This is a genomic window from Gordonibacter pamelaeae (genome assembly GCF_003340385.1).
GTDB classification, from domain to species: domain Bacteria; phylum Actinomycetota; class Coriobacteriia; order Coriobacteriales; family Eggerthellaceae; genus Gordonibacter; species Gordonibacter pamelaeae.
In genome coordinates, this window is the sequence record NZ_PPTS01000001.1 from 448,927 (window position 1) to 474,277 (window position 25,351).

At 62.7% G+C, this 25,351-nt stretch carries 22 protein-coding genes and 2 pseudogenes; 14 read left to right on the top strand and 10 right to left on the bottom strand.

The genetic code is table 11. The annotated features are described in order from the left end of the window. Positions 1-19: 19 nt before the first annotated feature. From C1877_RS01910 to C1877_RS01930, 4 genes are all read left to right on the top strand, one after another. The gene (locus C1877_RS01910) at positions 20-2,338 is read left to right on the top strand and encodes a molybdopterin-dependent oxidoreductase (RefSeq protein ID WP_015540022.1); all 2,319 of its coding nucleotides are present in this window, start codon (positions 20-22) and stop codon (positions 2,336-2,338) included. Next, positions 2,335-2,664, top strand: coding sequence for a 4Fe-4S dicluster domain-containing protein (locus C1877_RS01915; RefSeq protein ID WP_114568211.1), 330 nt, complete (start codon positions 2,335-2,337; stop codon positions 2,662-2,664). The genes C1877_RS01910 and C1877_RS01915 overlap by 4 nt, the downstream gene beginning before the upstream one ends. Before the next feature lie 348 nt (positions 2,665-3,012). Continuing rightward, positions 3,013-4,233 (top strand): MFS transporter, encoded by a 1,221-nt coding sequence (locus C1877_RS01925; protein WP_114568213.1) that lies wholly within the window; start codon positions 3,013-3,015, stop codon positions 4,231-4,233. Positions 4,234-4,305: 72 nt separating this feature from the next. Next, positions 4,306-5,310 (top strand): SMP-30/gluconolactonase/LRE family protein, encoded by a 1,005-nt coding sequence (locus C1877_RS01930; protein ID WP_049784140.1) that lies wholly within the window; start codon positions 4,306-4,308, stop codon positions 5,308-5,310. A 97-nt stretch (positions 5,311-5,407) separates the two neighbouring features. On the opposite strand, the gene C1877_RS01935 is transcribed toward C1877_RS01930, so the two are convergent. The 4 genes from C1877_RS01935 to C1877_RS01950 form a co-directional block, all read right to left on the bottom strand. Next, a complete protein-coding gene (locus tag C1877_RS01935; protein WP_015540021.1) occupies positions 5,408-6,628 on the bottom strand; it encodes an ATP-binding protein in 1,221 nt (406 codons plus the stop codon). 123 nt (positions 6,629-6,751) lie between these two features. Next, on the bottom strand, positions 6,752-7,993 hold the full coding sequence (locus C1877_RS01940; protein ID WP_114568214.1) for a 4Fe-4S binding protein: 1,242 nt from the start codon (positions 7,991-7,993) through the stop codon (positions 6,752-6,754). A 15-nt stretch (positions 7,994-8,008) separates the two neighbouring features. Next, positions 8,009-9,046, bottom strand: coding sequence for a threonine aldolase family protein (locus C1877_RS01945; RefSeq protein WP_015540020.1), 1,038 nt, complete (start codon positions 9,044-9,046; stop codon positions 8,009-8,011). 38 nt (positions 9,047-9,084) lie between these two features. After that, on the bottom strand, positions 9,085-9,774 hold the full coding sequence (locus C1877_RS01950; protein WP_172975244.1) for a TetR/AcrR family transcriptional regulator: 690 nt from the start codon (positions 9,772-9,774) through the stop codon (positions 9,085-9,087). Positions 9,775-10,021: 247 nt separating this feature from the next. Between C1877_RS01950 and C1877_RS01955 the strand changes: the two genes are divergently transcribed. The 3 genes from C1877_RS01955 to C1877_RS01965 all read left to right on the top strand — a co-directional run bounded on the left by C1877_RS01955 (position 10,022) and on the right by C1877_RS01965 (position 12,824). Beyond that, positions 10,022-10,924, top strand: a complete 903-nt coding sequence (locus tag C1877_RS01955; protein ID WP_083809111.1) for a carbon-nitrogen hydrolase family protein — start codon at positions 10,022-10,024, stop codon at positions 10,922-10,924. A 38-nt stretch (positions 10,925-10,962) separates the two neighbouring features. Then, positions 10,963-11,475, top strand: coding sequence for a hypothetical protein (locus C1877_RS01960; RefSeq protein WP_227154951.1), 513 nt, complete (start codon positions 10,963-10,965; stop codon positions 11,473-11,475). Positions 11,476-11,633: 158 nt separating this feature from the next. Continuing rightward, positions 11,634-12,824, top strand: coding sequence for an MFS transporter (locus C1877_RS01965; protein ID WP_015540016.1), 1,191 nt, complete (start codon positions 11,634-11,636; stop codon positions 12,822-12,824). A 51-nt stretch (positions 12,825-12,875) separates the two neighbouring features. Here C1877_RS01965 and C1877_RS01970 read toward each other — a convergent pair whose 3' ends face one another. Beyond that, positions 12,876-14,462, bottom strand: a complete 1,587-nt coding sequence (locus C1877_RS01970) for a helix-turn-helix transcriptional regulator (protein ID WP_227154950.1) — start codon at positions 14,460-14,462, stop codon at positions 12,876-12,878. Positions 14,463-14,758: 296 nt separating this feature from the next. On the opposite strand from C1877_RS01970, the gene C1877_RS01975 reads away from it, so the two are divergent. After that, on the top strand, positions 14,759-15,376 hold the full coding sequence (locus C1877_RS01975; RefSeq protein ID WP_114568217.1) for an iron-sulfur cluster assembly scaffold protein: 618 nt from the start codon (positions 14,759-14,761) through the stop codon (positions 15,374-15,376). After that, on the top strand, positions 15,373-16,482 hold the full coding sequence (locus C1877_RS01980) for a hypothetical protein (RefSeq protein ID WP_114568218.1): 1,110 nt from the start codon (positions 15,373-15,375) through the stop codon (positions 16,480-16,482). Before C1877_RS01975 ends, C1877_RS01980 begins: the two co-directional genes overlap by 4 nt. A 56-nt stretch (positions 16,483-16,538) precedes the next feature. Here the strand turns inward: C1877_RS01980 and C1877_RS01985 are convergent, their stop codons facing one another. The 3 genes and pseudogenes from C1877_RS01985 to nrfD all read right to left on the bottom strand — a co-directional run. Then, positions 16,539-17,498 carry a slipin family protein gene (locus C1877_RS01985; protein WP_049784135.1) on the bottom strand — a complete coding sequence of 320 codons (960 nt, stop codon included), beginning with the start codon at positions 17,496-17,498 and terminating at the stop codon, positions 16,539-16,541. Next, on the bottom strand, positions 17,482-17,970 hold the full coding sequence (locus tag C1877_RS01990; protein ID WP_015540014.1) for a GntR family transcriptional regulator: 489 nt from the start codon (positions 17,968-17,970) through the stop codon (positions 17,482-17,484). Before C1877_RS01990 ends, C1877_RS01985 begins: the two co-directional genes overlap by 17 nt. Positions 17,971-17,991: 21 nt before the next feature. After that, positions 17,992-18,861 (bottom strand): annotated as a pseudogene (nrfD, locus tag C1877_RS01995) (NrfD/PsrC family molybdoenzyme membrane anchor subunit); the annotation flags it as partial. A gap of 282 nt (positions 18,862-19,143) precedes the next feature. On the opposite strand from nrfD, the gene C1877_RS02000 reads away from it, so the two are divergent. Genes C1877_RS02000 through C1877_RS02020 form a run of 5 tightly spaced genes read left to right on the top strand, consistent with a single transcriptional unit; the run spans position 19,144 to position 24,587 of the window. After that, positions 19,144-19,902: a DmsC/YnfH family molybdoenzyme membrane anchor subunit gene (locus C1877_RS02000; RefSeq protein WP_041239569.1), complete on the top strand. Its 759-nt coding sequence runs from the start codon at positions 19,144-19,146 to the stop codon at positions 19,900-19,902. Between the two features lie 15 nt (positions 19,903-19,917). Continuing rightward, a complete protein-coding gene (locus tag C1877_RS02005) occupies positions 19,918-22,410 on the top strand; it encodes a molybdopterin-containing oxidoreductase family protein (protein WP_041239568.1) in 2,493 nt (830 codons plus the stop codon). A 13-nt stretch (positions 22,411-22,423) separates the two neighbouring features. Next, on the top strand, positions 22,424-23,089 hold the full coding sequence (locus C1877_RS02010; RefSeq protein WP_041239567.1) for a 4Fe-4S dicluster domain-containing protein: 666 nt from the start codon (positions 22,424-22,426) through the stop codon (positions 23,087-23,089). A gap of 60 nt (positions 23,090-23,149) precedes the next feature. After that, positions 23,150-23,875: a TorD/DmsD family molecular chaperone gene (locus tag C1877_RS02015; protein WP_015540012.1), complete on the top strand. Its 726-nt coding sequence runs from the start codon at positions 23,150-23,152 to the stop codon at positions 23,873-23,875. 4 nt (positions 23,876-23,879) lie between these two features. Next, positions 23,880-24,587 (top strand): ferric reductase-like transmembrane domain-containing protein, encoded by a 708-nt coding sequence (locus C1877_RS02020; RefSeq protein ID WP_114568219.1) that lies wholly within the window; start codon positions 23,880-23,882, stop codon positions 24,585-24,587. A gap of 209 nt (positions 24,588-24,796) precedes the next feature. Here C1877_RS02020 and C1877_RS15975 read toward each other — a convergent pair. Together C1877_RS15975 and C1877_RS15860 are read right to left on the bottom strand one after the other, a co-directional pair. Then, positions 24,797-24,988 (bottom strand): annotated as a pseudogene (locus tag C1877_RS15975) (transposase); the annotation flags it as partial. 4 nt (positions 24,989-24,992) lie between these two features. Next, on the bottom strand, positions 24,993-25,124 hold the full coding sequence (locus C1877_RS15860; protein ID WP_261798086.1) for a hypothetical protein: 132 nt from the start codon (positions 25,122-25,124) through the stop codon (positions 24,993-24,995). Between the last annotated feature and the right edge of the window lie 227 nt (positions 25,125-25,351).

Genomic DNA, 25,351 nt, shown 5'->3' on the forward strand with positions numbered 1-25,351 from the left:
GGTTATGGAAGGAGAAGCAATGGATCAGGCCAATAGCTACTACGAGGCCCATAAGGGCGAGGTGGAGTGGCGCGACGGCGACTACACGGTGACGCGCACGACGGTGTGGTCGGGGCCCGGTTGCCACGACGGCTGCGGCGTGCTGTACTACACGAAGGACGGCAAGCTGGAGAAGGTGGAGGGCGACCCCGACTGCCCCTTCAACCAGGGCACGCTGTGCATGCGCTGCCTGGAGATGCCCGAAGCCGTGAACCATCCCGACCGGCCGACCGGTCCGCTCAAGCGGGCGGGCGAGCGCGGCGAGAACAAGTGGGAGTCCGTCACCTGGGACGAGGCCTACGACATTATCGAGGAGAAGGTGCGCGCCATCTGGAAGGACTACGGCGCCGAGTCCATCGCGTGCATGATCGGCACCGGTCGCAACAACTGCTGGCAGATCCCGTACCTGTGCTATGCGGCGTTCGGCTCGCCGAACTTCTGCCTGGGATTCCTCTCGGGCGAGTCGTGCTTCCAGCCACGCTCGGCGGCCATGGCCTCCATGAACGGCGACTTCCTCATCGCCGACATGTCACAGCAGTTCGAGAGCCGCTACGACACCGAGAACACCGAGTGGGTTCCGCCTGAGATGATCGTGGTCTGGGGGTGCAACCCCATCGCCTCGAACTCCGACAACTTCTACGGAGGCTGGGTCGTCGACTGCATGCAGCGCGGCAGCCGGTTGATCACCGTCGACCCGTCGCTCACCTGGTTGGCGGCCCGTTCCGACTATTGGCTGCGCCTGCGCCCCGGCACCGACGGCGCGCTCGCCCTGGCCATGCTCAACGTCATCATCTCCGAGGACCTCTACGACCGCGAGTTCGTCGAGAAGTGGTGCTACGGCTTCGACGAGCTTGCCGAGCGCGTCAAGGAATGGACGCCGGAGCGGGCGGAGGCGGTGTGCTGGGTTCCGAAGGACACCATAATCGGGGCGGCGCGCGCCTACGCGAAGGCCAAGCCCGCCACCATCCACTGGGGCCTGCCCATTGACCAGGCGGTTGTCGGCATCCCCACGGCGCAGGCCATCAACGCGCTGTGGGCCGTCACCGGCAACACGGACGTGCCGGGCGGCAACATCATCATCCGCAACGCGTTCGAGCAGAACGTGTCGTACAACTACGGATACCAGACCCTTCCCGCCGAGGTGCAGGCCAAGCGCATCGGCGCGGAGTACCCGCTCATGTCCAAGGCCGGGTTCAGCTCCACGGCCCACTCGGACTCCATCCTGCAGGCCATCGAGACCGGCAAGCCGTATCCCATCCGCATGCTCTGGCTTTCCTCCACGAACCCTATCGCCAACATGGCGTCCGACGCGCCGCGCGTCTACCGGGCGGTGCGCACCCTCGACTTCGTCGTGGTGTCCGACCCGTTCCTCACCCCCACGGCCGTGGCGTTCGCCGACGTGTTCCTGCCGGCGTCCATGAGCTGCGAGCGCAACACGCAGCGCGTATGGTGGGTGCCGCTGCGCGGCATGAAGAAGGTGACGCAGTTCGCCGACGTGCGTTCCGACGACACCATCGTCACGGACCTCGGACGCCGCCTGCATCCCGAGAACTTCCCCTGGACCGATGACATCGGCTGGACGAACGATATCCTCGTCAACGACACGCCAGGTTACGACGGCGACTTCGAGCAGCTGTGCAAGGACGTGTACGTCTATCCCGCGTTCGAGTACCGCAAGCACGAGAAGGGCCTGCTGCGCCCCGACGGGCAGCCCGGTTTCAACACGCCGTCCGGCCGCATCGAGCTCTACAACAGCATCTTCGCGCTGTGGGGCTACGACCCGCTGCCGCAGTGGGAGGAGCCATCCTGCTCGCCGTACGCCTCGCCGGAGCTGTACGAGCAGTACCCCTTCGTGCTGACGACGGGCGCGCGCTCGGTGGAGTTCTTCCATTCCGAGCATCGCCAGCTGGAGACGAGCCGCGAGTTCCACCCCGATCCGCTGTTCGAGATGAGCCCGAAGGCCGCCGAGGCCGCAGGGCTGTCCGAGGGGGATTGGTGCTGGCTGGAGAACCATCGCGGCCGCTGCCGCCAGAAGCTGCACGTGAACCCCTCGCTCGACGACCGCGTGGTGCGCGCCGAGCACGGCTGGTGGTTCCCGGAGCAGGAGGCCGCGGAACCTGTCCTGTTCGGAGTGTTCGACTCCAACATCAACAACCTGCTGCCGCAGTGCGAGAACGGGCCGACCGGTTACGGTGCCCCGTACAAGAACCAGCTGTGCCGTGTGTACGCCTGCACGGAGGAGAACAGCGCCGAGCTGCCCACGGCATGCGTGACGAGGAAGGACGGGTACTCGAAATGAGCGCTAACGCATTGATGATCGACTACGGGTTCTGCACGGGCTGCCACGCCTGCGAGGTGGCCTGCAAGAAGCATCTGGGCCTGCCCGCGGGCCAGCACGGCATCCGCGTGCTCCAGGACGGCCCCCGCGAGCTCGCGGGCGGAGGGTGGGAGTACAACTTCCTGCCCATGCCCACGTCGCTCTGCGACCTGTGCGCCTCCCGCCTGGCCGAGGGCAAGGACGCCGCCTGCGTCCACCACTGCCCGGCCCACTGCATGGCGCTCGGGCCGGCCGAGGAGCTGGCGGCGAGGGCTGCCGAGAAGACGCGGTGCGTGGTCTTCTCCTAGGCTCCCGGATAGAGGCGGCCGGCACCCAGCGATGCGTGGTGCCGGCCGAGGACAACGCAAACGTTTCGACAGACAAGGAGAATCCTATGTGCTTCAGACCAGCCACGGTCGCCCCCGACAAGACCTGCCCTGCGTGCGGCGCAACCTGTGCCGGGGACGCCCCGACGTGCTCCGCGTGCGGCGCCGACCTGCCCCAGGCCGCAATGCCCCCCATGCCGGGCGCTCCCGGCGCGCCCGGTGCTCCGGGAGCGCCGAAGCCGCCGGCGGCGCCGGGAATGCCCGGGGCACCCGCGAAGCCGGGGGCCCCGCAGCCTCCCGGTTCGGCCAGCTAGCGCGAGGCGGGCGTCCATGAGGCGCGAAGGCGCCGTGCGCCGGCACTATGCGCGGGTGGCGTTGCCGCTCATGCTGGTCGCGCTGTCCGTGACGGTTATCCAGTACCAGATACCCACCATCATGGAACGCGTCATGGACGAGTTCTCTATGGATGCCGGCAGCGCTTCGTGGCTCATGTCGGTGTTCACGCTCGTCGGGATTGTCGCCGCCCTGCCCGTCGGGGGCCTTGCCGGACGGGTCGGGGCGAAACGACTCATGGTGGGCGCGGCGTTCCTGGCCAGCCTTGCCACCTTGGCCTCGGCGTTCGCCGACGGGGCGCCCATGCTGCTCGCCCTGCGGGCCCTCGAGGGCCTGGGCTTGGTCGCCATCGTCGCGAGCGGGCCGTTGGTCATGCAGCGCTGCGTCGATCCTCGCTGCATCGGATCGGCCACGGGCATCTGGATGCTCGGGGGCATGCTCGGGGCGACGCTGGCGGGCATCTCGACGCCCGTGCTGTACGAGGCGGTGGGTTTTCGCGGGCTTTGCCTCGCCTATGCGGGCCTGGCGGCGCTCTCGGGGGTGGTTTTGCAGGTGGCGGTGAAGGTGCCGCAGGACGATGCGGCGGGCGGTCTTGTTGACGAGTGCGTTCCTTCTGCGACCACCTCGCGCTGCCCGAAGCTGGCCGAAGGGAGGCTGCGTGTGTTCCTCGCGCGCGACACATGGTGCTTCCTGGTGCCGTTTGCGCTGTTCCAGATGCTTTTGCTGGGCGTGCTGTCGTTCGCGCCGACGGCGATGCAGCAGCGGGGCGTGGGGGTGGTGGAATCGGGGTTCGCCAGCACGCTCCCCATGCTGCTGGCCATCGTGTCGTCGTTGGCGTTCGGCCGGCTCTCCGACCGTTTCGGGCGGAACAAGCCGCTCTACCTTGCGGGGATGCTCGCCATGGCGCCGTGCACGTGGCTGCTCTTGACGACGACGGGCCCGGTCATGTGGGTGGCGGCCGTGGTCATGGGACTGTTCGCGATGGGCGCGCCGACCGTGGTCGTGGCTGCGTACCCGCGCGTGCTCGGCAAGCCGGGGCTTCTTGGCGTCGGGATGGGCGTGCTGCTGCTCGTGCAGTCGCTTGGCCAGTTCCTCGGGTCGTTCGTTCCGTCGCTTCTGCTCGGACCCGACCTGACGCAGTGGGCGCTCTGCGGTGCGGTGCTGTGTGCGGCGGGTTTGGTGGGAGCGGCCCTGGTCGCCGCGTGCAGGTTCGATTGAGGGGAGGTGCGGCGAGAGGATAACGGAAAGATCGACGCGTGCAAGGGGAAATTCGAAGATGAGGAGGAAGCTATGGACGAGACGATGGTAAACCGGAGGAGCTTCGTGAAGGGGCTCGGCCTGATGGGAGGCGTGGCGGCCATGGGGATGATTGCCGGTTGCTCGTCGGAGCCGGCGGCGGCGAACGATGCCGATCCGAAGGAGCAGCCGCAAGCGGAGGCCCAGCCGTCGGTTCTGGCGGAGGGCGCCAGCTGGGAGCTGGTGGCGCATGTGGAGGACGGCGGCCTGATCGAGGGCCTCAACTTCTCGCAAGATGGGACGCTGTGGTTCATCGACGTGGTCAAGGGCCGCATCCACAAGGTGGTGGACGGCGAGGCCGTGACCGTTCACGACAACGAGGGGAAGTCGATGCCGAACGGTGCCAAGTTCATCGACGGCACCACCATGCTCATCACCGACCGTTCCCAGGGGCTCTGCCGGTACGACACCGAGACGGGGGAGTATTCCGTTTGGGTTCCCAACTTCAACGGCACCCCGTTCAACGGCTTGAACGACCTCGTGCTCGACGGCCAGGGCGGCGCCTACTTCACCGACCCTGGGCAGTCGGACTATTTCAAGAGGATCGGTTGCGTCTACTATGTGAAGTACGACGAGGGCGAGCCCGTGCTGCAGCTCATCCAAGACGGCATCGCCTACCCGAACGGAATCACGCTCTCGCCCGACGGGCAGTTCATCTACGTTGCCGAGTTCAACACGAACTCGCTCGTATGCATCCCGTCGGCGGCGTACACGCTGGGCCGCGCCACGCCCTACGTGTTCGCGCGCATGGACGGCGGCCATGGCCCCGACGGCATCACCGTCGATGCTGACGGCAACATCTACGTGGCGCACCTCGAGGCGAAGGAAGTGCTGGTGTTCGACAAGAACGGCTTCCAGATAGAGCGCATACCCGCCCCGGAGGACGCCGACATCTTCGTCGACAACCTCTGCATCCACAACGGGGACCTCTACATCTGCGAGTTCGGAAGCAGCAACATCTACCGCATAGCCGTGACGGCTGAAACAGGAGAGAAGTAAAGGAAGAAGGAGCTCTCCCCGGCAGCGGCTCGGCATGCGTTTTTGTGACGGCTGGCCGCGCGAAGTCGTTTTGCTGCCGGGAGAGCTTATCCGCGCCTCATACGTAGGAGAGAGGCAGTGCCCAGGCGTCGTTGGGGAGCGGTAGAGGGTTGCGCGTTTGGCAGATCACCGTTCCCGGCTGACGCTCGTAGCCTTTGAAGATATCGAGCAGGTGAAATGCTTTGGCATCGTCTGGACGTGCGAGTTCGGCCTTCTTGACCTCGACGGGGTAGAGCCGCATGCCCTGCTCGATGATCAGGTCGATTTCGCGTCCATTGGAATCCCGGTAATAATAGAGCGCAGGCATCATCCCGCTGGTGTTCAGGAAGCTCTTGGCGATTTCCGCGATGACGAACCCCTCGAAGAACGCCCCCGCTTGCGTGCCGGCTTCAAGATCGGCTGCCGAGCTGTACCCGCAGAGGCGTGCAGCGAGCCCCGAGTTGAGGAAGTACAGCTTGGGAGACTTCACCAGCCTCTTGGTGGTGCTGGCGGTGAAAGGTTTGAGCAGGTAGATGATGCTCGACGCCTCGAGTACCGAAAGCCAACGGTCGACGGTTTGGAAGCTTGCGTCTGTTTTGTCGGCGAGATCCGATTTGTTGAGCACCTGGCCATGCGCTTGTGCGACGATTCCCATGAACCGGTTGAATTTCGCGAGGTCTCCCACATGGGCCAGATCGCGCACATCGCGCCGAAGGTACGTTTCGATGTAGGAGTCGTAGTAACGGGTGACGCTCATGGCGGAATCAGCGTTGAGCTCGGGCAAATCACCGCGGAGCATCACCTCCCAAATGTTTGCATCGGCTTTGACCGGGTTGCGCTTCTCGCGGTATGCGGCGGTGGGAACGAACGGCGCGTTGAAAGGGTCGCGCCGTATCTCGCGAAGGGAAAGTCCGAGCATCTCCACGATGCCAGCTCTTCCAGCAAGCGACTCGTCGACGCCCTGCATCATTTGGTAACGCTGAGATCCGGTGAGGAATAGTCGCCCTTTGGCCCGTGGGTGAGCATCAGACTGAATTTTTACGTAGCGAAACAGATCGGGGGCGTACTGCACCTCGTCGACGATTGCTGGTTTCTCCAACGCTTCTAGGAAGCGCTCGGGTTGGTTCTCCGCTGCATCGAGTACGTCGAGGCGGTCGAGCGTCGCGTAAGACGCATGGGGGAACTCTTCGCACAGCATGGTGGTTTTACCCACTTGGCGTGGCCCGGTCACCAAGGTCACGGGGAAGGTTCGCGCGGTTTCCGCAACGACCGAGATGATGTGGCGAGGTATGTAGTCCATGGTGACTCTTTTCTTGCAAGTTATGCAAATCCTAAAGTCGATATTATGATTATCATAAAGTATAGCTTAGGAATTGCATAACAAGCAAGTTTGTGAACTGCCTGTTGCCGTGCCTTGCGGGGCTTAGGCGTTTGATCGGCGCTCGGGGAGGACGCGGCGTTTGGGGATGAGGATCTCCTGGGGGTCGAGGGCGAAGAGCTCGGCGGCGGTGAGGGTCTCCTCGCAGGTGAGCGCGGCGTAGCGGCAGGTGGCCTCGCAGACGCCGCAGTTGCGGCAGCGGGCGGGGTCGAACTCGAGCAGGGTTCGGCCGCCGGGTGCCCGGCCGATTCTCCGCAGGGCCTCGGTGGGGCAGAACAGGGCGCACTGGGCGCAACCCGAGCATCGCTCCACGTCGATGCTCACGCGCGGGGCGAGCGCGCGCGGGACGACCGCGGCGTCGTCGGTGAGCCCGGCGGCGTGCAGGTCGTCGAGCAGCTGCCAGCGGCGGGTGTCGGGCTCGATCGGGGCGTCGTCGCTCACAGGGGCGCCCGCGAGCGATTCCAGCTGGCGGGCGGCCTCTTCCCGCGCGGTGTCGAGCAGCGAGGCTCCTGCCTGGGTGAACAGGCTGCGACGGGAAAGCTCGCCGGTGGCATCGGCCTCGGGCGCGGCTTCGAGGTCGCGCAGGCCGGCGCCGTCGGTTGTCTCGAAGGCGGCGTCGATTCCCGCCACGGCGCAGATGCGCCGGGCGTTTTCGACGGCAGCGCGCACGAGCTCCGCGGCATCGGCCAGTTCGCACGACGGGCAGGCGTCAAGCGGCACGGCGATGCGCTCGGCGCCGTTGCAGGCCAGGTGGACGAGCAGCGCCACGTCGACCCACGCGAGGCATGGCAGCACGACGATGCGGTCGCCCTCGAGGCGCAGGGTCTGCGCCAGCCGCTCGCAGGCGAAGCCGGCGGTCGGCGGCTCGACGGGCGTCGCGGCTTCTTCCCCGGTGCTGTTCGATGTGCCCGCGGCCGCCGTTCCCGCATCCGCCCGCTCCCGCGCCGCAGTCCCCGCAGCGTCCACCTGCGCGAACAGCCCTCCATCATCGAGCGGCGGCAGAGCCAGCAGCGCGTTCGTGGGGCAGGCGGCCACGCAGGCGCCGCAGCGCACGCACGCCTCGTCGTCGATGCGCGGGCCAGCGTCCCTCACTGCATCCACCGAGCCGTAGGGCGCGGCCTCCTCCACGGCCGCCGCGCGCACGGCGACGGCCCCGACGGGACACGCCTCGGCGCAGGCGGCGCACGAGGACTCGCGGTCGCGCACGCGCAGGCAGCGCCCGCCGTCGAGCGCTGCCACCGGCGGGCGCTCGGCCAGGCGCTCGGCTATCGCGATCAGATCGGGCACGGCAGCCCCCTCCTCCTACAGCAGCGCCAGCAGCTCGTCCACGGCCTCGGGCCGCGTGGCCCAACTGGTCGCGAAGCGCACGACGGTGCGGCCGTCCGGCGCGAGCTCCCAGAAGCCGAACGACGCGTGCTCTGCCAGGCGCGCCTTGGCGTCGTCGTCCAGCACGACGAACTGCTGGTTGGTGGGCGAGTCGAGGTGCAGGTCGTAGCCCTTCGCGCGGAAGCCCTCGGCCAGGCGCTGCGCGAGCGCCACGGCGTGGCGGCCGGCGTTCTCGTAGCGCAGCCCGCCGTCTTCCTCCTCGAACAGCACGTCGAACTGCAGCCCCAGGAAGCGCCCCTTCGCCAAGAGCGCCCCACGCTTCTTCATGAGCGTGAAGAAGTGGTCGTCGAGCCCCGGCTTCGTGAACACCACAGCCTCGCCGCACAGCGCGCCCACCTTCGTGCCGCCGATGTAGAACGCGTCGCACAAACGCGCGATGTCGGGCAGCGCGACATCGGCTCCCACGGCGGCCAGGCCGTAGCCCAGGCGCGCGCCGTCCATGAACAGCCGCATGCCGAAGTCGCGGCACACCTGCGAGAGCGCCTCGAGCTCGACGAGCGAGTACACGGTGCCGTACTCGGTAGGATGCGAGATATACACCGCGCCCGGCGCCACGATGTGCTCGCGGTTCTCGTCGGCCCAGTACGCCTCGCAGTACGCGCGCACCTCGGCCGCGTCCAGCTTGCCGTCGTGCTGCGGCAGCGGCAGCGTCTTGCGCCCGCACGCCTCCACCGCGCCCGCCTCGTGCGCGGTGATGTGGCCGGTCGTGGCTGACACGATGCCCTCCCACGGCCGGAGGATCTGGTCGGCCACCGCGGCGTTCGCCTGCGTGCCTCCCACCAGGAAGTACACGGCCGCCTCTGGGCACGCGCACGCCTCCCGGATGCGCTGGCGGGCGCGCTCGCACACCTCGTCGGTGCCGTAGCCGCTCGTCTGGTCGAGGTTCGTGGCCGCCAGCCGCTCGATAATGGCCGGATGCGCGCCCTCCATATAGTCGCTGTCGAAGTGCAGCATGATATTCGTTCCGTTCCTTCCTGCTCTGTGCGTATGAGTTAACCGATCTTTTTGACGTACTTATCGTCGTATGCGAAGTCGATGTAGTAGCGGTTGTCAATGGGCAGCGTATCGAATATCGTCTTGCCTTCTTGGATGATCCCCTTGATTTTGTCATCGTGCATGCCCAGCTGGCGGAGGAAGAAGCGTATGCCGAACTCGGCAGCGTCTTCCCAGGTATACTCGTCGGGATCGTTTGCCGTAGCCAAGAGAAGGGCATCAGACATTCCCAACTGGGCCGGTACGAGAAGATTGAGCTCACGGTCGTCAATGCCCTCGATGCCCTGGTCGTCGATCACGCATTGGTAATAGTATTTCACGGTGTCGAGGGCCGAGAACGAGGGCAGGCGCTCGGTGGAGATATCGAGCAGGAAGCGCCTGAGGTTATCATCTTCGAAGTTGCGCTTCCACATATGGAAGTTCTCGATGGCCATGAGCGTGGTCTTATCGTAGGCTTTGCCGCACATCTTCTCGATATATATTTTGTTCTGGGCCTCGTATTCCGCATCGATGACCGCTGCGATGTCCCGTTTGCCGCGGAAATGGTAAGTGATACTTCCCGGCGGGATGTCTGCCTTCTTGCAGATATCGTCGTATGTGGTGTTTGCATAGCCCTTACGGTAGAACAGCTTCTTGCACACGTCGATAATCAGGTTCTTCTTTTTCTCGCCCGCTTTGAGCTTGACCATACGAATCTCCATCCCTCGTCTATGCGAGACACATTATCGCCCATCGCGACATGAAAACCGACGTGAATCGGCTTAAAGCCCAACCGGCGCGCGTGGAGGCCCGTGAAGCAAAATATGAGTATACTCAAATTTTGAGAAACGATTAAATTCGGTATTTACATCTCCGCATGAGGAGCGTAATATTAGGCACATAGAAATTGAGTACGCTCAATTTTTGGAACAACCATTCGAACGGGGAGGGGTAGGAATGGCAGTGATTGCAAGCGTTGCAATGGACTTGGCTCGCGACAAGGCGGAAAACAAGGCGAAAATGACGACGTTCATCGAGGAGGCGGCAGAAAAGGACGTCGATCTGATCCTTTTTCCCGAGCTCGCGTTGGGCGGTTTGCCAGAGAAGCCCATGTTCGTGTTCGATCCGCAGGATGCCTTCTATCAGCATGAGACGGCCGAGCTGGTGCCGGAGGGCGACTCGGTGCATTACTTCGCAGAACTGGCTGTGAGGCACGATATATACATCGCCTGGGGCATGACCGAGCAGAGCCACGAGAGTTGGGACATGATCTACAACACGCTCGTGCTCGTGGGTCCCGAGGGTTACGTGGGCAAGTACCGCAAGGTGCATCTGCCCCTGACGGAGCGCATCATGATGTACCCAGGAGAGGGCGATTATCCGGTGTTCGACACGCGGATCGGAAAGGTCGGCCTTATGATCTGCTTCGACAAGGCCTACCCCGAAGTGGCGCGAACCTTGGCCCTCAAGGGCGCCGACATCCTCCTATGTCCCACCGCATGGCCCTCAATCGAAACCAGCGAGGACGACAACGACTACAAGGCCGGTAACGTGTTCAGTTTCGCCCGCGCGCTCGAAAACATGTGCTTCTTCGTGGACTCCTGCGTGAGCGGCCCCTTCGAAATGGGGCACAGCCGCATCATCGGCCCCAATCCCATGCAGGTATGTGCGACTACCGGTTTCGAGGAGGGTATGGCCGTGGCCGACGTGGACGTGCACGGCGAGATTGCGAAGGCGCGCATCGCCTCTATGGCGGGCTCCGACTTGCTGAAGGATCGCAAGCCAGCTACCTATGGTGAGCTGGTCAAGCCGAACCGGCGCAACCCTATCTCTGGCGATATCGGCCAGTTCACCGAGTAAACGCTTCGCCTGATACGTCTAATCGAAAGGAGCGGATTATGAATCCCCTCAAAGGCCCCAGCGGCTTTGGCCGTATCGTCAACGGTGTCATGAACATTATCATGTGCGCGATCTTGAGCATTTACGTTCTCTGGACTGTGCAGAACCTGCCCGGCAACGAGGCTCTGCCCATCTTCACGCCGCTCGGCTTCCTCGTGTCATTCGTCACCAGCTTCTGCGTCGGCGAGTTTGTGGGCGACCATGTTCCCGGTTTGGCTTGGGGGCAAAAACTTGCAGGTGCGTTGGGGGTGAAAAGCAAGGTGGGCGTGCACTTCATCAGCGTGGCCGTGCTTGCCCTCGTCATGATCACGTCCATCAGCTTCATCTGCACGTGGATCAACAACATTCAGGTGGCGGGCTGGGACGGGACGTTTGCTGCTTGGATCATGGTATACCCGTTCCTGCTGGCAAGTGGGTATGTGGTCGAGCTGATCATGCTGCCCCTTGCCATGAAGATGGCTGCCGCTATCAGCGGATTCGATCCCTCGAAGGCTCCGAGCCCCGAGTCGTAGGAACGGAACTTGTCTCTATCCCGAAACGCCCGCGCATAGGCGGGCGTTTCCATGTCGGGAGCACAGGCCGCTTCGCTTCAGAGCGCGGTGCCCCCCAGCAGTCGAAAGGAGGAGGACTCGTGCCTCGAAACGCTCCAAGGGCCGAACAACATATCCGCATGAACTACCTCGTTTTGAGCCTCGTGCTACTGTTGGTAGGAACATCCATAGCCATCGTGCAGTACAAAGTTCCGAGTATCTTCGAAAGCATCATGGCCGCCCACGACATGACGACGTCCACCGGCTCGTGGCTTATGTCGGTATTTACGGCCATGGGTATCTTTCTGTCGCTCCCAACGGGTGCGTTGGCCAAGAAACTCGGGCCGAGGAGCGTCTTGCTGCTCGGATGTGCCATCGTTATCTTGGGAAGCTTTCTCGGTGCGTGGGCGACATCAGCGTGGCTCATGATAGCGTCACGTGCGGTAGAGGGGGTGGCCTTCGTTTTCATCTCCGTTGCCGGCCCGCTGGCTATCGAGCAGTATGTGGACGCCGAGCATCAGGGCACGGTCAACGGTGTTTGGGCGCTCTGGATATGCTTCGGCTCGGTTATCGGATCGACTGCAACCCCGATGGTGTTCGAGGCGTTGGGCCTTACAGGAACATGGCTCGCCTACGCGGCCATCGTGGCGGGGGCTGCCGTCCTCCTCGCAGCTGTCGTACGCGTGCCGGGCAGAGACGCCGCATCGGAAGACACCGGTAATTTGCAGGCAGCCATCCCCGAAGCGTCACAGGTTGCTTGGCGCGATTACCGAGTACTCGTGCGGCCCAGCGCCCTGCTGGTCTTCTTCGCCTATGTCGTGTTCAACGCCGAGATTTTGGCAGTGCTCAGCTATGCGCCGACGTTTCTGCAGGGGCAGGGCATGAACGCCTCCCTGTCGGGGTTCGCCAGTTCGTTGCCCGGTTTGCTGGCGGCGGCATCTTCCCCGATCGCTGGGCGGTTGATAGATCGGACAGGCCGGACCAAACCGTTTCTCATGGTAGCTTTGGCGGTCAGCGGGCCGGCCACGTTCCTGATGCTTACGCAGTCGGACGCGCTCCTTTGGGTGGGGGCTGCGCTTATGGGCTTTATCGGGTACGGTGTTCCCGTGGCGAGCCTCACGGCGCTGCCCCAGATTGCCGGGCGGCGCGAGCTGCTTGGCGTTGCGACGGGCATGCTCATGTTGGCCATGTGCTTGGGCGAGTTCCTCGGTTCGCTTGTCACGCCGATGCTGCTGGGCCCCGCTATGACGAACTGGTTGTTCTGCGGCTCTGTGCTACTCACAGCAGGTTTGGCGGCCACGGCTGCCATGGCGTTCTGCCGGATCAGGTGACGTTCCGGTTAAGCAAGCTGCCGCGACCGACCGCTTGCTTGCCGCAGGATGCTACGATGTGTACTGCTGCATATAGTCTAGGATTTCCTGCCGCGAGTGCAAGCCGGTCTTCGCGTAGATGCGCTTGATATGCGCATGGGCGGTGCCCGGCGTGATGTAGAGCTCCTCTGCCACGCGTTTCTGGGTGTAGCCGAGCGCGTAGAGCGCGAGCACCTCCATCTCGCGGTCGGACAGCAGGAACTGCCGCCCCATCTCCTCGGCGTTGTGCCTCATGGACGCCTGGCGCACGTCGGCCAGGCTCTCGTGCTCGTCCAGTCCCATGATCTTCACGAGGACGCTTTCCTGCCGGGCGTTCTGCTGCTCGTGCTCCTGCACGTCGCGTCGGGAGATGTTCAGAAATTGCACGAATATGACCTGGGCCGACACGACAATGCACGACCCCATGAGCGCGTTCATGAGCGTCTCGTTCGGCACGAGGTCGAACGACCCCAGCAGCGCGACGCGCGCGATGGCGCGGCATCCCAGCCACACGAGCCAGCCGGCGATGGCGTAGTAGTACGGGTCTCGCCAGCCATAGCTCATGAACGCGATGACAACGTACCAGGTGAACGCCACCATGAGCGCGTTGAGCGTGGTGGCGAACACGGCGCCGATGTCCAGCATGTCGGGGAAGGCCGCATAGGCAATGAGCGCGAGGCAGGCCAGAAGCTCCATGACGATGAAGATGCCCACGGTGAGCACCCGCTGGCGGCCGTGCAGGACCAGCGCGATGACGGCGCCGCTGATGCCAATGGTGAGCAGGCCGTACGCTGCGCGCGTCACCGGCGTGAACGCGATGGCCTCGCCGCTGGGATAGCCGCGCAGCAAACCGATCACGACAGAGAGGACGCCTATACCGATGGCCGTGGCCGCGAGGAACTGCTTGCTCTGGATCATGGTCTTCGTGAAGCCGAAATAGTCGTTGGACTGCGATGCCCCTGCTGCTATGTCGTGCGGCTGCGTGCGCTTCCTGGCCCACAGCATGCACGGGTACTGCACCAGCACGAGCACCGTGGCGGCCAGGTTCCCCACGGCAACGGGCAGCAGCGTGCACAGGTAGATCTCAACCTCGCTCAAGATGAGGGCCGAGAACACGAACAGGGCCGCGACGATGGTGCCGGTGCCGCGGGCGCGGCGCAGCCAGTAGTAGATGGTGGCCGACGACACGAGCGTGCACAATGCGTTCAAGGCGAACCGCGCGGCCGGGTTGTTGGTTTCGGCCAGGTCGAGCGCTGCCAAGGCCACGAGCGTGAAGGCCTCCAGCGCAATGCAGATGCGCATTGCCGCGTTCGTGAAGCGCTTGTCGAGGGAGACCTTGCCCACCGAGATGACCACGAAGAACACGGCCAGCACGCTCAAGGCCACGAGCATGGCGCCGTCGGTGAAGATGCCCTCGTCCGTGCTGGTGTAGCTGCCGTAGCTGGCCACGATAAGCCCTGCCCGCCCGAACGCAAGGCCCACCACGAGCGGCCAGAGCTGTGCGCAGGTGCGCAGGAGGTCGCCCGGCGTCTGCCGGGCGCCGCTCTCGTTTCCCGTGTGCTTTGCAGCGGTGCCGGCATGGCCGTCTGCAGTCGGCTCATGGGGCGCTTGATATGCCAAAACCGATCCTCCCCGTTCGCATAATGGCAACATGGTAACGCTTCGGCCGCCGTACGTATCCGGCGTCGGCTTTTTGTAAACAAAATGGGTCAACGATACCCGCGCTCCCGTCCTCGCGCGGTGCAGAGATCAGGATAGCAGGACTTTCCCCCGTGAAACCGAATTTTATCCCTAAAGAGGGTAGGCCGGCGCGGGGGTAACGTGCATCATTGAACCATTCGGTGAAGCTTTCCGCTGCCGCCCGCCCGCGCCTCCGCGCCCGGGCGGCCGGTCGAACGACGAGAAGGAGCAGGGCGATGGGAGAGTCGAGGAACGTGTACGTGGAGCCGGACGAGCGCGCCGTCATCCGCACGGCCGACGTGTACCAGACGGAGGTCGAGGCGGGGACGGGCGGCTATTCGGACACGCTTTTGGCCGTGGTGGCGAACTTCAGGAACAGCGGCGCCCCCGAGGGCTTCAACGCGCAGAGCATGGTGGGCAAGTCGAAGCGCGGCGAGGTGGCCCTGCGCCTGTTCGCCGTCATCGACCCTGCCACCGAGACGTTCGTGCGCATGGGCTTCAAGTCCCGCGGCTGCCTGGCCATGACGGCGTGCGCGAGCACGATCTGCTCGATGGTGGAGGGCAAGTCGTTCGCCGAGGCGCTGGCCATCAGGCCCGAGGACGTGAAGGCGGCGCTCGACGGCGTGCCGTCCGACAAGCTGCACACGACGTACTTCGCCACGGAGGGCGTGCGCGCCCTCGTGGGCGACTTCCTCATCCGCCGCGGCGCCTCCATCGAGGAGCTGGACCGCGTGGTGCCGTGCGACGAGCTGTCCATCCCCTGCGCCATGTGCGAGCACTGCTCGCTGCGCGACGCGCGGGTTGAGCTGCTGTTCGGCGGCGAGGACGAGGATGCGGAAGAGGTGCGCGCATGAGCGGCGACGCGATGGAGCCGGCGGCTGCGGACGGCCGGGCGCGAGAGGCTGCGGACGCGACGGCGGCCGAGGGGCCGCTCGGCGAAGCCGCAGCCGACGACGCGGCCGCACGCGAGCTGGCCGAGCACAACGCGCTGGCGGACGTGTTCGACGACGTGCGCGCGCAGTCGGCGCAGAGCGCGCTGGTGGAGCCTACTCGCTGGCCGGAGATCGGCCTCGTGCCCGGGCATCTGGATGCCGAGGAGTTCGAGATGCTCGTGTACGAGTACCTCGAGGACGAGCGCGCGGCCGAGGCCCAGGCCGAGGCGGCCGCCGCGCCCGTGTACCGCACGGCCACGCGGGCGGTGGGCGTGCCGCGGGCGTTCGGAGGCGCCGCGCGCACCGAGGCGGAGGACGGCGGGTCCGCGGATGCCGAGGTGAAGGACGCCGAGGAGGCAAGCGCCGGGGCGGCAGACACCGAGGCGACGGTTTGCGGCGAGGCGTCGTTCGATCCGGCAGCTGCCGATGCGACGGGCGACGCAGCAAAGGGCGCGCCGTCGGCTGCGGAGGCGGTTGCTGCCGGCGAGACGGTGAAGGATGCGCCGCCGGCCGCGGCGCCGCCCGAGGGCGACGACCCCTTCGCAGGCTTGGAGCTTCCCCCCGGCTACCGCCTGGTGGAGATGGAGGGCGAATTCGTGCTCGTGCCCGACGAGGAAGCCGGGCCCGTGGAACGCGTCGTCGACTGCTCGGGCATCGTGGCGCTGGTGGGCGCGCACAGCTACTACCTGTACGACCGCACCGCCATGACCGACGCCTACGCGCACTGGGCGTTCTTGGCGGCTGAGGACGACAACGTGGTGACGTTCGTGGACTGCGTGCGCGAGGACTCCCGCGTGTACCCGCGCCCGCTCGCCGCATCCAGCCTGGGCAACCCGCCGTTCAACCTGGCACAGGACGTGGTCGCTCAGACGTGGGACATCGTGCGCGAGTCGGGCGCCTATCCCGACATCCAGCAGACGACCGCCTCGAACGGCGACGTCTACTACTTCTCGACGGAGCACCTGAGCCCGGCGTATGCCGCCTCGCTGGCCGAATGGGACGCGGTGGAACGCAAGATGCATTTATAGGCGACGGGAGAGGGGCATTTCCACCTCCCCGTCGCCTCGGTTATACGGTTTGGTTCCTATTCGTGCGTTGGAGCCGCTTTGCCGGAAGCCTTCTCAACGAAGCCCTCGGCGTAGGCGCTCGGCACCACGAGGGAGCCGCTCGATTCCCGCAGACTTTGATTTACCAGGTGCATCTGGCGCAGCTTGAAAGCGAGTTCGTCTTCCTTGTAGATGTCGGTGGCGTCGTGCAGCATGGCGGCCACATCCTTTTCCACTTCCGCCAGCACAATGCGCGCGTCCTTCTCGCGTTCCGCCTTTGCCGCTGCGGCCATGGTATCCTGGAGGTCCTTCGGGATGACGATGTCGCGGATTTCCACCGACATGATGGATACGCCCCACGAGCTCGTCTTCTCTTCGATCTTCTCACGCAATTCCTGGTCCAATTTGTCGCGATGAACCGTCACGTCGGATAGGCTGTTTCGTCCGATAGCGTCGCGCAAGGCGGTTTGCGCTGCCATGGATACGGCGTCGTAATAGTTCTCAACTTCCATGCATGCCTTTTCGGCATCCCAGATCATCCAGAATATGGCGGCATCTACGTTGACGGGGACGAGGTCGGAGGTCAGGATCTCTTCCGCACTGAAGCCCGTCAGCATGGTGCGCAAGTCAGCCTTCAGGGCAACGTGCTCGATGAAAGGAATGGTGAGGTAGAGGCCAGGGCCCGCCATACGGTTGTATGCGCCGAACCGCAGGATGACATCCCGTTCCCACTGCGAGGCAATATGCACCGTGAAGATGGCGATGGTTGCGAAAACGAGCCCTGCGCACAGCACCCAGATGCTCATCTCTCCTGTCAACTGTAATCCGATAGCGACGACGGCTGCGAATACGGCAACAAAGACGAAGGCTGAGAAAACATTTGAGGCATTGTCGTCAACGTGCCTGGTGCTTGGGGAATTGAGAAATTCGATTTCGCCGGATCGAGCATTCGTGTTGCTCGCGGCTCCGGATTTCGCCCTGTTATTGAACAATCCCATATTCGCTCTTCTCCTCTTCCGCTTCTCGGGCCTTACGTTCCAGCTCGTCGATAATCGAAAGCATGTGCCCACGCACCTCGCGGTACGTCATGCCTTTCGACCGGTATTGCCTGATGCAGTTTTCAAGCAGCGCGTCGATGGCGTCTTCTTCGGATTCTTCCAACGAAATGTTCCTTTGGACGAACATGCCACGTCCTCGTGCGGATACGGCTAATCCAGAAAGCTCGAGATCGCGGTACGCTTTTGTCACGGTGTTGTAGTTGATCTTGGCTTCGGCGGCCATGCTGCGCACGCTTGGAAGCTGTTCGCCGGGTTTGAAAAATCCCGTGCGAATCAGATAGGCGAAGCGGTTCCGCAACTGTGCCCAGATGGGCAGGTCGGATGTCTCGTCCACGCGAAACAGCGGGTTGTTGTCGTTACTTTGCAATCTGTCACCTTTTTGATCGGGCTGGATAGAACTGGCGAAGTCCATGTATCAGGTATGATGCCTCCATCAATGGGCTCCGCAGGTAATGAGGCAATAACGCAAGCATAACCCGCCGAGTAAGCAAACGAAGTCCGAGACGGGTATGGCACGGCATTCCTTACGAGTAATCGAGTAGGTTTCGAGCGTAAAGGGCAGCGCAATTCCCATGCCGATCACGCCTATGCCCGCAATGGCCAGCATCTCGGGTGTCATCAAGAGGTCAAGGGATGCATCCGCCGAAGGGTTTCGAAAAGCTGCGCTGACGAATAGGGTCAAGAATACCGCCTCTGCAACAAGGCAAGCCACATGGCATACTTGGAGCGGCTTGGTTGCGCGCAACAAAAGGGATTGACCATGCGTGAACCAATCGATGAGCAGCACGACGGATACGCCCGATGAAAGAGAGGAGAACAGGAACAAGGCGACAATAGACCAATGGTTCCATAGAGGGATGCTGCCTTGGAAAAGGAATACTCCCGTATAGGCCATCGTCGCTAGGGCTCCGATGCAGCAAAGGGCTTCGACGATATCCAGCCAACGCTCCCGAAAAACAAGGGGGCTGTTGGGCAGCGATGCCGTCAGTAGAAGCGCTGCCAAGAAGGACTCGATGGCGAGCGTATAGGCGCCGAAGGTGATCACGGTAGGATGGGGAAGGAAAAACACCATCAAGGCACGCCCGGGGTTACCTAAGTCTCCGAGCAGGCAGACCATAGCGAACGCAAGCAGCAAGAAGCCCACCGTGTATGCACGGCTGCGCAGCGATTCGAATGCCGCGCGCAAGCGGACAGGATGCTCGGCGTGGCGAAAGGCGAAACTCCATGCAGACACGACGAAAAGCGCGCCTGCGGCCGCGCCACCCAAGAATAAATACGCTATGATCAATGATCCGTACAAAGCACCTCGCGTCGAATTCGATCGAGTCTTCCGCCATTATCCCACGAAATGATTCTTTAGGGAAATACCTATTGACTGAACCAGTGAATCGCAATACTATGACACCAGTGAATGAATACGGTATCTTCCGTCGGCCGCGGAGGGGACGGCGTGTTTTCATTCTGTGGGTGAACCATGGCAAAGGACAGGTTGCTCACATTCTGTTGGGGGCTGTTCGAAGGTGGACGGCGTGGCGCGCGAACGCCTGCTTATCTTCGACACCGAAGCTGATAGCGAGGTGTTGCGATGATTTCGGAATTTCCGTTGTTCCTGTTTACGACATTGGCCGGCCTAGCCGCCGGTGCCTACGCGGTAAGCGCTGTGTTTCCGGTGGGTAAGGACCCCAAGAAGGCGTGGTTGTTCCCGCTGGTGTGCGGCATTCTTCTGGCCGTGGGCTTGGTGGGCCTGCCGCTGCACTTGGGTCGTCCCGAGCGCATGCTCATCGCGCTCACGCAGCCCGGCGCCATGATTGCTCAGGAGGCGTACTGGTCCATGGCGTTCGGCGTCATCCTGATCGTTGACGTGGTGGTTTCCAAGGTTAAGGGCTCCGCACCGCGCACGCTGCACATCGTGGGCGCTATCGCTGCGCTCGGCCTCACGTTCGTGATGGCCAACGCGTACTTCGTGTCTGCCGGCATTCCGGCTTGGGCCTCGTGGCAGACGTTCCTGCTGTTCATTCTAGGTAACCTTGCTATGGGAGCAGCGCTGTTGACGCTGTTTGAGCCCAGCTTGGCGAAGAACGGCACGTACCTGATCACTGCCGCCGCGCTCGGCGTTCTGGCCATCGTCGCCATTGCTCTCGAGGCCGTGCACTTCGCGGGCGTCGGTGCGAACATGATACTTCTGGCCATTGGTGCCGTGGTTGTGGCCGCAGCCGCTATGCTGCAGTCCATGGCGAAATCGGGCAAGATGGCGCCGAAGACCGCTGCCCTGGTCGCGTTAGCCTGCGCATTCATCGGCGTCGCCCTGGCTCGTTACGGTTTCTACGCTGCGTACGCTCTGTAAGGTAAGGGGAGAGACATGACTGAAACCACGTCCGATAAAAATAATCGCGGCTTTACCCGCCGCTCGTTCATCGCTGGCGCTGCGACCCTCACTGCTGCTGGGGCTCTGTCCGGTTGCTCAGCTACTGCCAAGGGGCTCGCCCCGCATGCGGCCGACTCGTCGAAAGCCGGTACCGAGGAGATCTTATCTGGTGCATGCCGCTCTCAGTGCATTCAGGGGTGTTATCTGAACGTGCACGTGCGTGACGGTCAGATTGTGCGCACTACGGCTGGCCGTATCGAGGAAGAGCCGTTCTTCGAGCACATCTGTCCGAAGGGGTTAAGTCATCCTGCTCGCGTATACAGCGCCGGGCGCCTGCAGTACCCGATGCGCCGTGTGGGCGAGCGCGGTGCTGGCGAATTCGAGCGCATTTCCTGGGATGAGGCTATCAAGGAGATCGCTGAGAAATGGAAAAACTATCGTGAGGAGTTCGGTCCGGAATCCATCGCCTTCTTCATGGGCAGCGGCAACACGGCCGTGCTGGGCGGCGGCACAGCCGACGGGTCGGTCATGCAGCACCTACAGACCGTCATGGGCGCTTGCAGCGTGCTTCCCGATCGCGACATCGCGTTCCAGTCGGCTATGTCGAAGATGTTCGGTCCTGGCGGAGCGTTCGTGTCCCCCAAAGAATGGAGTGGCGCCAACCATATTGTCATCTGGGGCTGCAATCCTGCCGTTTCCTGCAAGCGCATGATGCACCTCTACCTTGATGCGAAGGAGGCGGGTGCACAGCTTACCACCATCGATATCCAGTACAACACCAACGTAGCGAAGTCCGATTGGTATGTTCCCGTCTATCCTGCAACCGACGGTGCGCTTGTGTTCGGCATCTTGAGCGAAGTTATTGCCCAAGGCTGGCAGGACTCCGAGTTTTTGCGGGCCCATACCGAGGCTCCTTTCCTGGTGAAAGAAGACAACACGTTCTTGCGCATGAGCGATTTGGGTGTTCCGGCTACGGAGGGCCCGGTGAATGCTATGACGGGCAAACCGACCGTCATTGATCCTGAAGTGGTATGGGACGAGGCGACACGGTCCGCCAAGCCCTATTCGGAAGCCGAAATGCCTGCGCTGGAGGGTATCCCCGAAGAGATAGAAGGTTTTAGAATCCGTCCGGTGTGGAGCATGATTCTCGAAGCTATTTCTGCTTGGACGCCCGAGCGCGCCTCTGAGACCTGTGGCGTGCCTGTCGAAGACATCAAGCGCCTTGCACGCATGTACGGTCAGGAGGGCCCCGTACTCACCGGCATGAACCAAGGCTTGAACCATTACTTCAATGCCATCTACACGTACGATTCCATTTTTACCCTATTGCTCATCACGGGTAACATAGGCAAGCCTTCCGCAGGCGTCATTTCCGGCGGTGGTAGCTTCGGCATCAGCAATTCAAAGGGCTGCATAAACCAGCCCAGCTCTAAAGGCGAGAAACCCGCGGGTCCCGGTCGTAACATCAACTGGACTGCGCTGTATGGCATCGTCCACGACCAGGAACTTCTTGGCAAACCGTTCCCGCTAAAGAGCCTGTACTGCTCGTGCACCAACATTGTTTCGAACCAGACCGAGCAGAACGAAACCATCAAATCGCTGCAGGAGATAGAGTTTTTGGTTGTCCAGGAGATGACCATGAGCGACACGGCCCTGTATGCCGATATCCTGCTGCCAGCTTGCCATTGGTTCGAGTGCGAAGATGTGCGCGTTCGTTCGTACAACATGCCGTACCTTTTGTACAACGACAAGGCGATCGAGCCCCTGTACGAAAGCAAGCCCGACTTCGACATTTATAAGATGATCGGCACCGCTATGGGCTTCGGTGATTTCTTCGACTTCACTGAAAAAGACTACATTTCCCTGTGGCTCGACAGCCCCGTGGCAAAGAAGGAGGGCGTCACATACGAATCGCTGCGCGAGACGAAGATTGCCCGCAACCATCAACTCAAGGACAATCCGCTCCTAGGCGGTAAATTCTTCTTCCAAAACGGCCGTGCCAAGTTTTGGACGGAAAAGGTCGTTCCCGAGTACAACCTGGGCCAAAAAGTCGACGAGAGCAAGGAGCATCTGCTTCTGTACTGGGAGCCGGCGCGCGAGGCAAATCTGGAAGCGCCCATTCGCAAGAAGTATCCGTACTCCGTTCTTGGCGAGCATATGCGCACGCGCAACCACACGCAGTGGTGGGATGTGGGCTATATGAAGGAATACGAGAGGCAGCCAGTTGCGCGTTTCAATCCTCATGACGCCAAGGAGCTGGGGATCGGCGAGGGCGATACCGTGCGCCTCTACAATGACCGGGGCTCGGTAACGCTGCTGGCCACCATCAATGCCGGCCAAGCGCCCAAGACCATCAACTGCCCGCGCAGTTTCCTTACGCGCGAGCACATCGATGGCGATTTTGCAACCATCTCGTTCAATGACTACAACCAGGTGACGCGCAACCAGTGCTACTTCGACCAGGCTGTTGCCGTCGAGAAGCTATAGGAGGACTGATACTATGACCCGATATGGTATGGCTATCGACCTCGAGCGCTGCGTAGGCTGCCAAGCGTGCGCCACGGCATGCAAGATCGCCAACAATCTGCCCAAGGATATAACCTACAACACGGTGTACACGAGGTCTAGCGCCGATCAGGACGATTTCGGCACGGCAGTCGTGCACGGCGCCACGGCCAACGACAATGCGTTCGGCGAGTTCCCGAACTGCGTGTTGGAATTCCTGCCGGTGCAATGCCAGCACTGCGGCAATCCTCCGTGCCTGGGCGTGTGCCCTACAGGTGCGACGAAGAAGCGCGATGACGGCATTGTATATGTCGACAACTCGCTGTGCATCGGTTGCCGCGCATGTGTGATGGCGTGTCCGTACGATCACGTGCGGTCGATGAACGGCGGTGCACCCGAGTACTATCTCGATGTGGTGGTGGGCGAGGCCGATGCGCCGACGCACGAGGCTGGCACGGTGGAAAAGTGCACGTTCTGCCATAACCTGATCGACCGAGGTGAAGTGCCGGCATGCATGCAGCTGTGCATGGGGCGCGCCCGCTTCTGGGGTGATTTGGACGACCCGGAGTCCGAGGTGTCGAAAGCCATCGAAGGGCGCAACTACTACAAGTTGCGTGAATCGGCGGGAACCAGCCCCAATGTGTTCTATCTGACGAAGTAGTCTTTTGAGCCGTCGCATCCTGCTGCGCGCGACGGCTCCCCGATAGATGGAGTGGTTCATATGGGTGAAGGCATCGATTGGAGGCTTCATCGGGCTGTGGGGTTGTCCGACCTCGCATCGCTTCTGGCGACTGGTTTCTCCTTTCCGGACGGCAAGCTCGCCCAAGCGCTTTCCAATGGGGCATTTCTCGATGATTGGCGTGCGAGCATCGTCGATGCGTGCGGCGGGGAATCGGCGGGCGATGTGCACTTGTCAAGCCGCTGTGCTGCGGCTTTCGCCGAAACCGACGAAGGGTTGCTGCGGCGCGAGTACAGCCGCCTTTTCCTGGCGCCTGGCGTCGATGTGCCGATTTGGCCCTACGAGAGTCCTTTTTTGCATCGTATGGTGGGCGCCCAAGGGGCTCCGTCGCTGTTCCGAACCCGCATTTCGATGGACGTCGAGCGTTGCATGGCAGCAGCGGGCGTGGCCACCGTCGACCTGCGTCGAGAGCCCGTCGACAGCGTGTTCCACGAGTTGGAGTTCCTAGCGTATTTGCACGCGTGTATCGGCGAGGCGCTTCGGGTTGGAAACGGCGACGCCGAGAGGGAATGGCGCGACCGTCTGTGCTCGTTTGCCAACGATCATGCTTTGAAGTGGCTTCCTGCTTTTATGCAAAAAGTGGCGGTTTTCAGCCATTTGGAAGAATATCGTGCCTTTGCCCGTTTGGGTGCGCGCTATTTAGGCGAACTGGCGACCGAAACGGGAGCCGATATTGGAATTGTGAGCCCTGCGTCCTGCAAGGGGTGATTGCATGACGTTTCTGATCGTGTTCGCATGCACGGTGGTGGCGGTGTTCCTGATGAAGCCGGCTATCAAGAAGGCGCCGGCGGCGTGGTACGTGGCGGCGACTGTGTTGATGGCGCTCTACGTTTCAGGGCTGCAGGGCTGGCTGCCGTTGCCGGTTCCGGTTCGCAGCACGCTGTTCCTGCTGCTGCAAAAGGGTTTCCTTGCGGTTGCGCTGTTCGCGGTGGCGATGTTTATTGGCGCATTTCCGCGCGATGGGAGGCCGCGCAAGCATCTTATGGCCATCCGCGCCGAGCTTTCCATCATCGCATGTATCTTGGTGTGCGGGCATATCGTCGTGTACTGCCTGTCGTATGTGCCGCTCGTGCTGGAGGCGGGCATCATCAATCCGTTCGTGGCCGTCGGGCTGGCGGTGGCGGCGGCTATCACCGTGTTATTGATCGTGCTGGGTGTCACGTCGTTCGGCTCTGTGAAGGTGCGTATGAGCAAACAGGCATGGGTCAAGGTGCAGAAGTGGGCTTACGTGTTCTTCAGCCTGACATACGCGCACGTGCTGGCCATGCTACTGCCGAGTGCTCTCGGCGGTGGTACCGCAGCCGTGCAGAGCGTAGCGGCCTACACGGTCGTGTTCGGTGTCTATGCAGTGCTGCGCGTAGCTCGTGCCTTGCGAGAATCAGAGGGGGCTGTGTCAAAAGTTTCGGCTCATCGCTTCTGACAGGTTCGTGGGGCAAGGGCAGAGCCCTTACCCCACGGGGCGATCCTCTGGCGCGTTTGCGTATTGGGACTTCATATACGGCCCCTTGCCCCTGTCTTATCCCCGTTTCTCAGGCAGAACGCTGTATCAAAAGCCCCTCCCATGAAAAGAGCCGAAGCCTGAGTGGGTTTCGGCTCTTTTCATGGGAGGACGAAAGAAAGGATGGGACCCTACGCCCGCGCCATCGCCTGCTTGGCAGCGTTCCCCCCGCTCACCGCCTCGTGGAGCTTCCTCATGTTGTGTCCGAGGGCTGCGAGCCCCCATTCGAGCGACGCCTTCTCCAGTCCTCGCAGGGTGAAGCGCTTGAAGCCCCAGTTGCTCTTGATATCGCCGAAGACCGTCTCGACGTCGGTCGCCCTCCTGCGTCTAAGGACGACCCCCGCACGTCCACTCGTCGGCCAGCTCGTCGAAGGCCCAGTTCTTCGGCTGCGTCGGGTCCTTCTTGAAGGCGCGCTTCTGCTCCTTGTGGAACAGGTTGTACTTCACGAAGGCCCTCACGTCGTTGCGCTCCAGGTAGGCGTAGTTCTCCTCGCTGCCGTATCCCGCGTCGGCGACGAGGACGTGCGGCAGGGCCTTGAAGCGGCGCCGGACCGAACACGGGGCGGATCCTCTCGCCCCTGAAAGCGCAGGTCGTGATCGCGCCGTCTCCGCCCTCGAGGGGTTTCCCCTATAAACAGGTGCGTTCGCCCCTCCCGGGGTTGACGGATCGAAGCCGCCCGGTCATA

Excerpts from the sequence above, each read along its gene's own strand:
- C1877_RS01910 (WP_015540022.1), top strand. The coding sequence starts at position 20 with ATGGATCAGGCCAATAGCTACTACGAGGCCCATAAGGGCGAGGTGGAG.
- C1877_RS01915 (WP_114568211.1), top strand. The coding sequence starts at position 2,335 with ATGAGCGCTAACGCATTGATGATCGACTACGGGTTCTGCACGGGCTGC.
- C1877_RS01925 (WP_114568213.1), top strand. The coding sequence starts at position 3,013 with ATGAGGCGCGAAGGCGCCGTGCGCCGGCACTATGCGCGGGTGGCGTTG.
- C1877_RS01930 (WP_049784140.1), top strand. The coding sequence starts at position 4,306 with ATGGACGAGACGATGGTAAACCGGAGGAGCTTCGTGAAGGGGCTCGGC.
- C1877_RS01935 (WP_015540021.1), bottom strand. The coding sequence starts at position 6,628 with ATGGACTACATACCTCGCCACATCATCTCGGTCGTTGCGGAAACCGCG.
- C1877_RS01945 (WP_015540020.1), bottom strand. The coding sequence starts at position 9,046 with ATGCTGCACTTCGACAGCGACTATATGGAGGGCGCGCATCCGGCCATT.
- C1877_RS01950 (WP_172975244.1), bottom strand. The coding sequence starts at position 9,774 with ATGGTCAAGCTCAAAGCGGGCGAGAAAAAGAAGAACCTGATTATCGAC.
- C1877_RS01955 (WP_083809111.1), top strand. The coding sequence starts at position 10,022 with ATGGCAGTGATTGCAAGCGTTGCAATGGACTTGGCTCGCGACAAGGCG.
- C1877_RS01960 (WP_227154951.1), top strand. The coding sequence starts at position 10,963 with ATGAATCCCCTCAAAGGCCCCAGCGGCTTTGGCCGTATCGTCAACGGT.
- C1877_RS01965 (WP_015540016.1), top strand. The coding sequence starts at position 11,634 with ATGAACTACCTCGTTTTGAGCCTCGTGCTACTGTTGGTAGGAACATCC.
- C1877_RS01975 (WP_114568217.1), top strand. The coding sequence starts at position 14,759 with ATGGGAGAGTCGAGGAACGTGTACGTGGAGCCGGACGAGCGCGCCGTC.
- C1877_RS01980 (WP_114568218.1), top strand. The coding sequence starts at position 15,373 with ATGAGCGGCGACGCGATGGAGCCGGCGGCTGCGGACGGCCGGGCGCGA.
- C1877_RS01985 (WP_049784135.1), bottom strand. The coding sequence starts at position 17,498 with ATGGGATTGTTCAATAACAGGGCGAAATCCGGAGCCGCGAGCAACACG.
- C1877_RS01990 (WP_015540014.1), bottom strand. The coding sequence starts at position 17,970 with ATGGACTTCGCCAGTTCTATCCAGCCCGATCAAAAAGGTGACAGATTG.
- C1877_RS02000 (WP_041239569.1), top strand. The coding sequence starts at position 19,144 with ATGATTTCGGAATTTCCGTTGTTCCTGTTTACGACATTGGCCGGCCTA.
- C1877_RS02005 (WP_041239568.1), top strand. The coding sequence starts at position 19,918 with ATGACTGAAACCACGTCCGATAAAAATAATCGCGGCTTTACCCGCCGC.
- C1877_RS02010 (WP_041239567.1), top strand. The coding sequence starts at position 22,424 with ATGACCCGATATGGTATGGCTATCGACCTCGAGCGCTGCGTAGGCTGC.
- C1877_RS02015 (WP_015540012.1), top strand. The coding sequence starts at position 23,150 with ATGGGTGAAGGCATCGATTGGAGGCTTCATCGGGCTGTGGGGTTGTCC.
- C1877_RS02020 (WP_114568219.1), top strand. The coding sequence starts at position 23,880 with ATGACGTTTCTGATCGTGTTCGCATGCACGGTGGTGGCGGTGTTCCTG.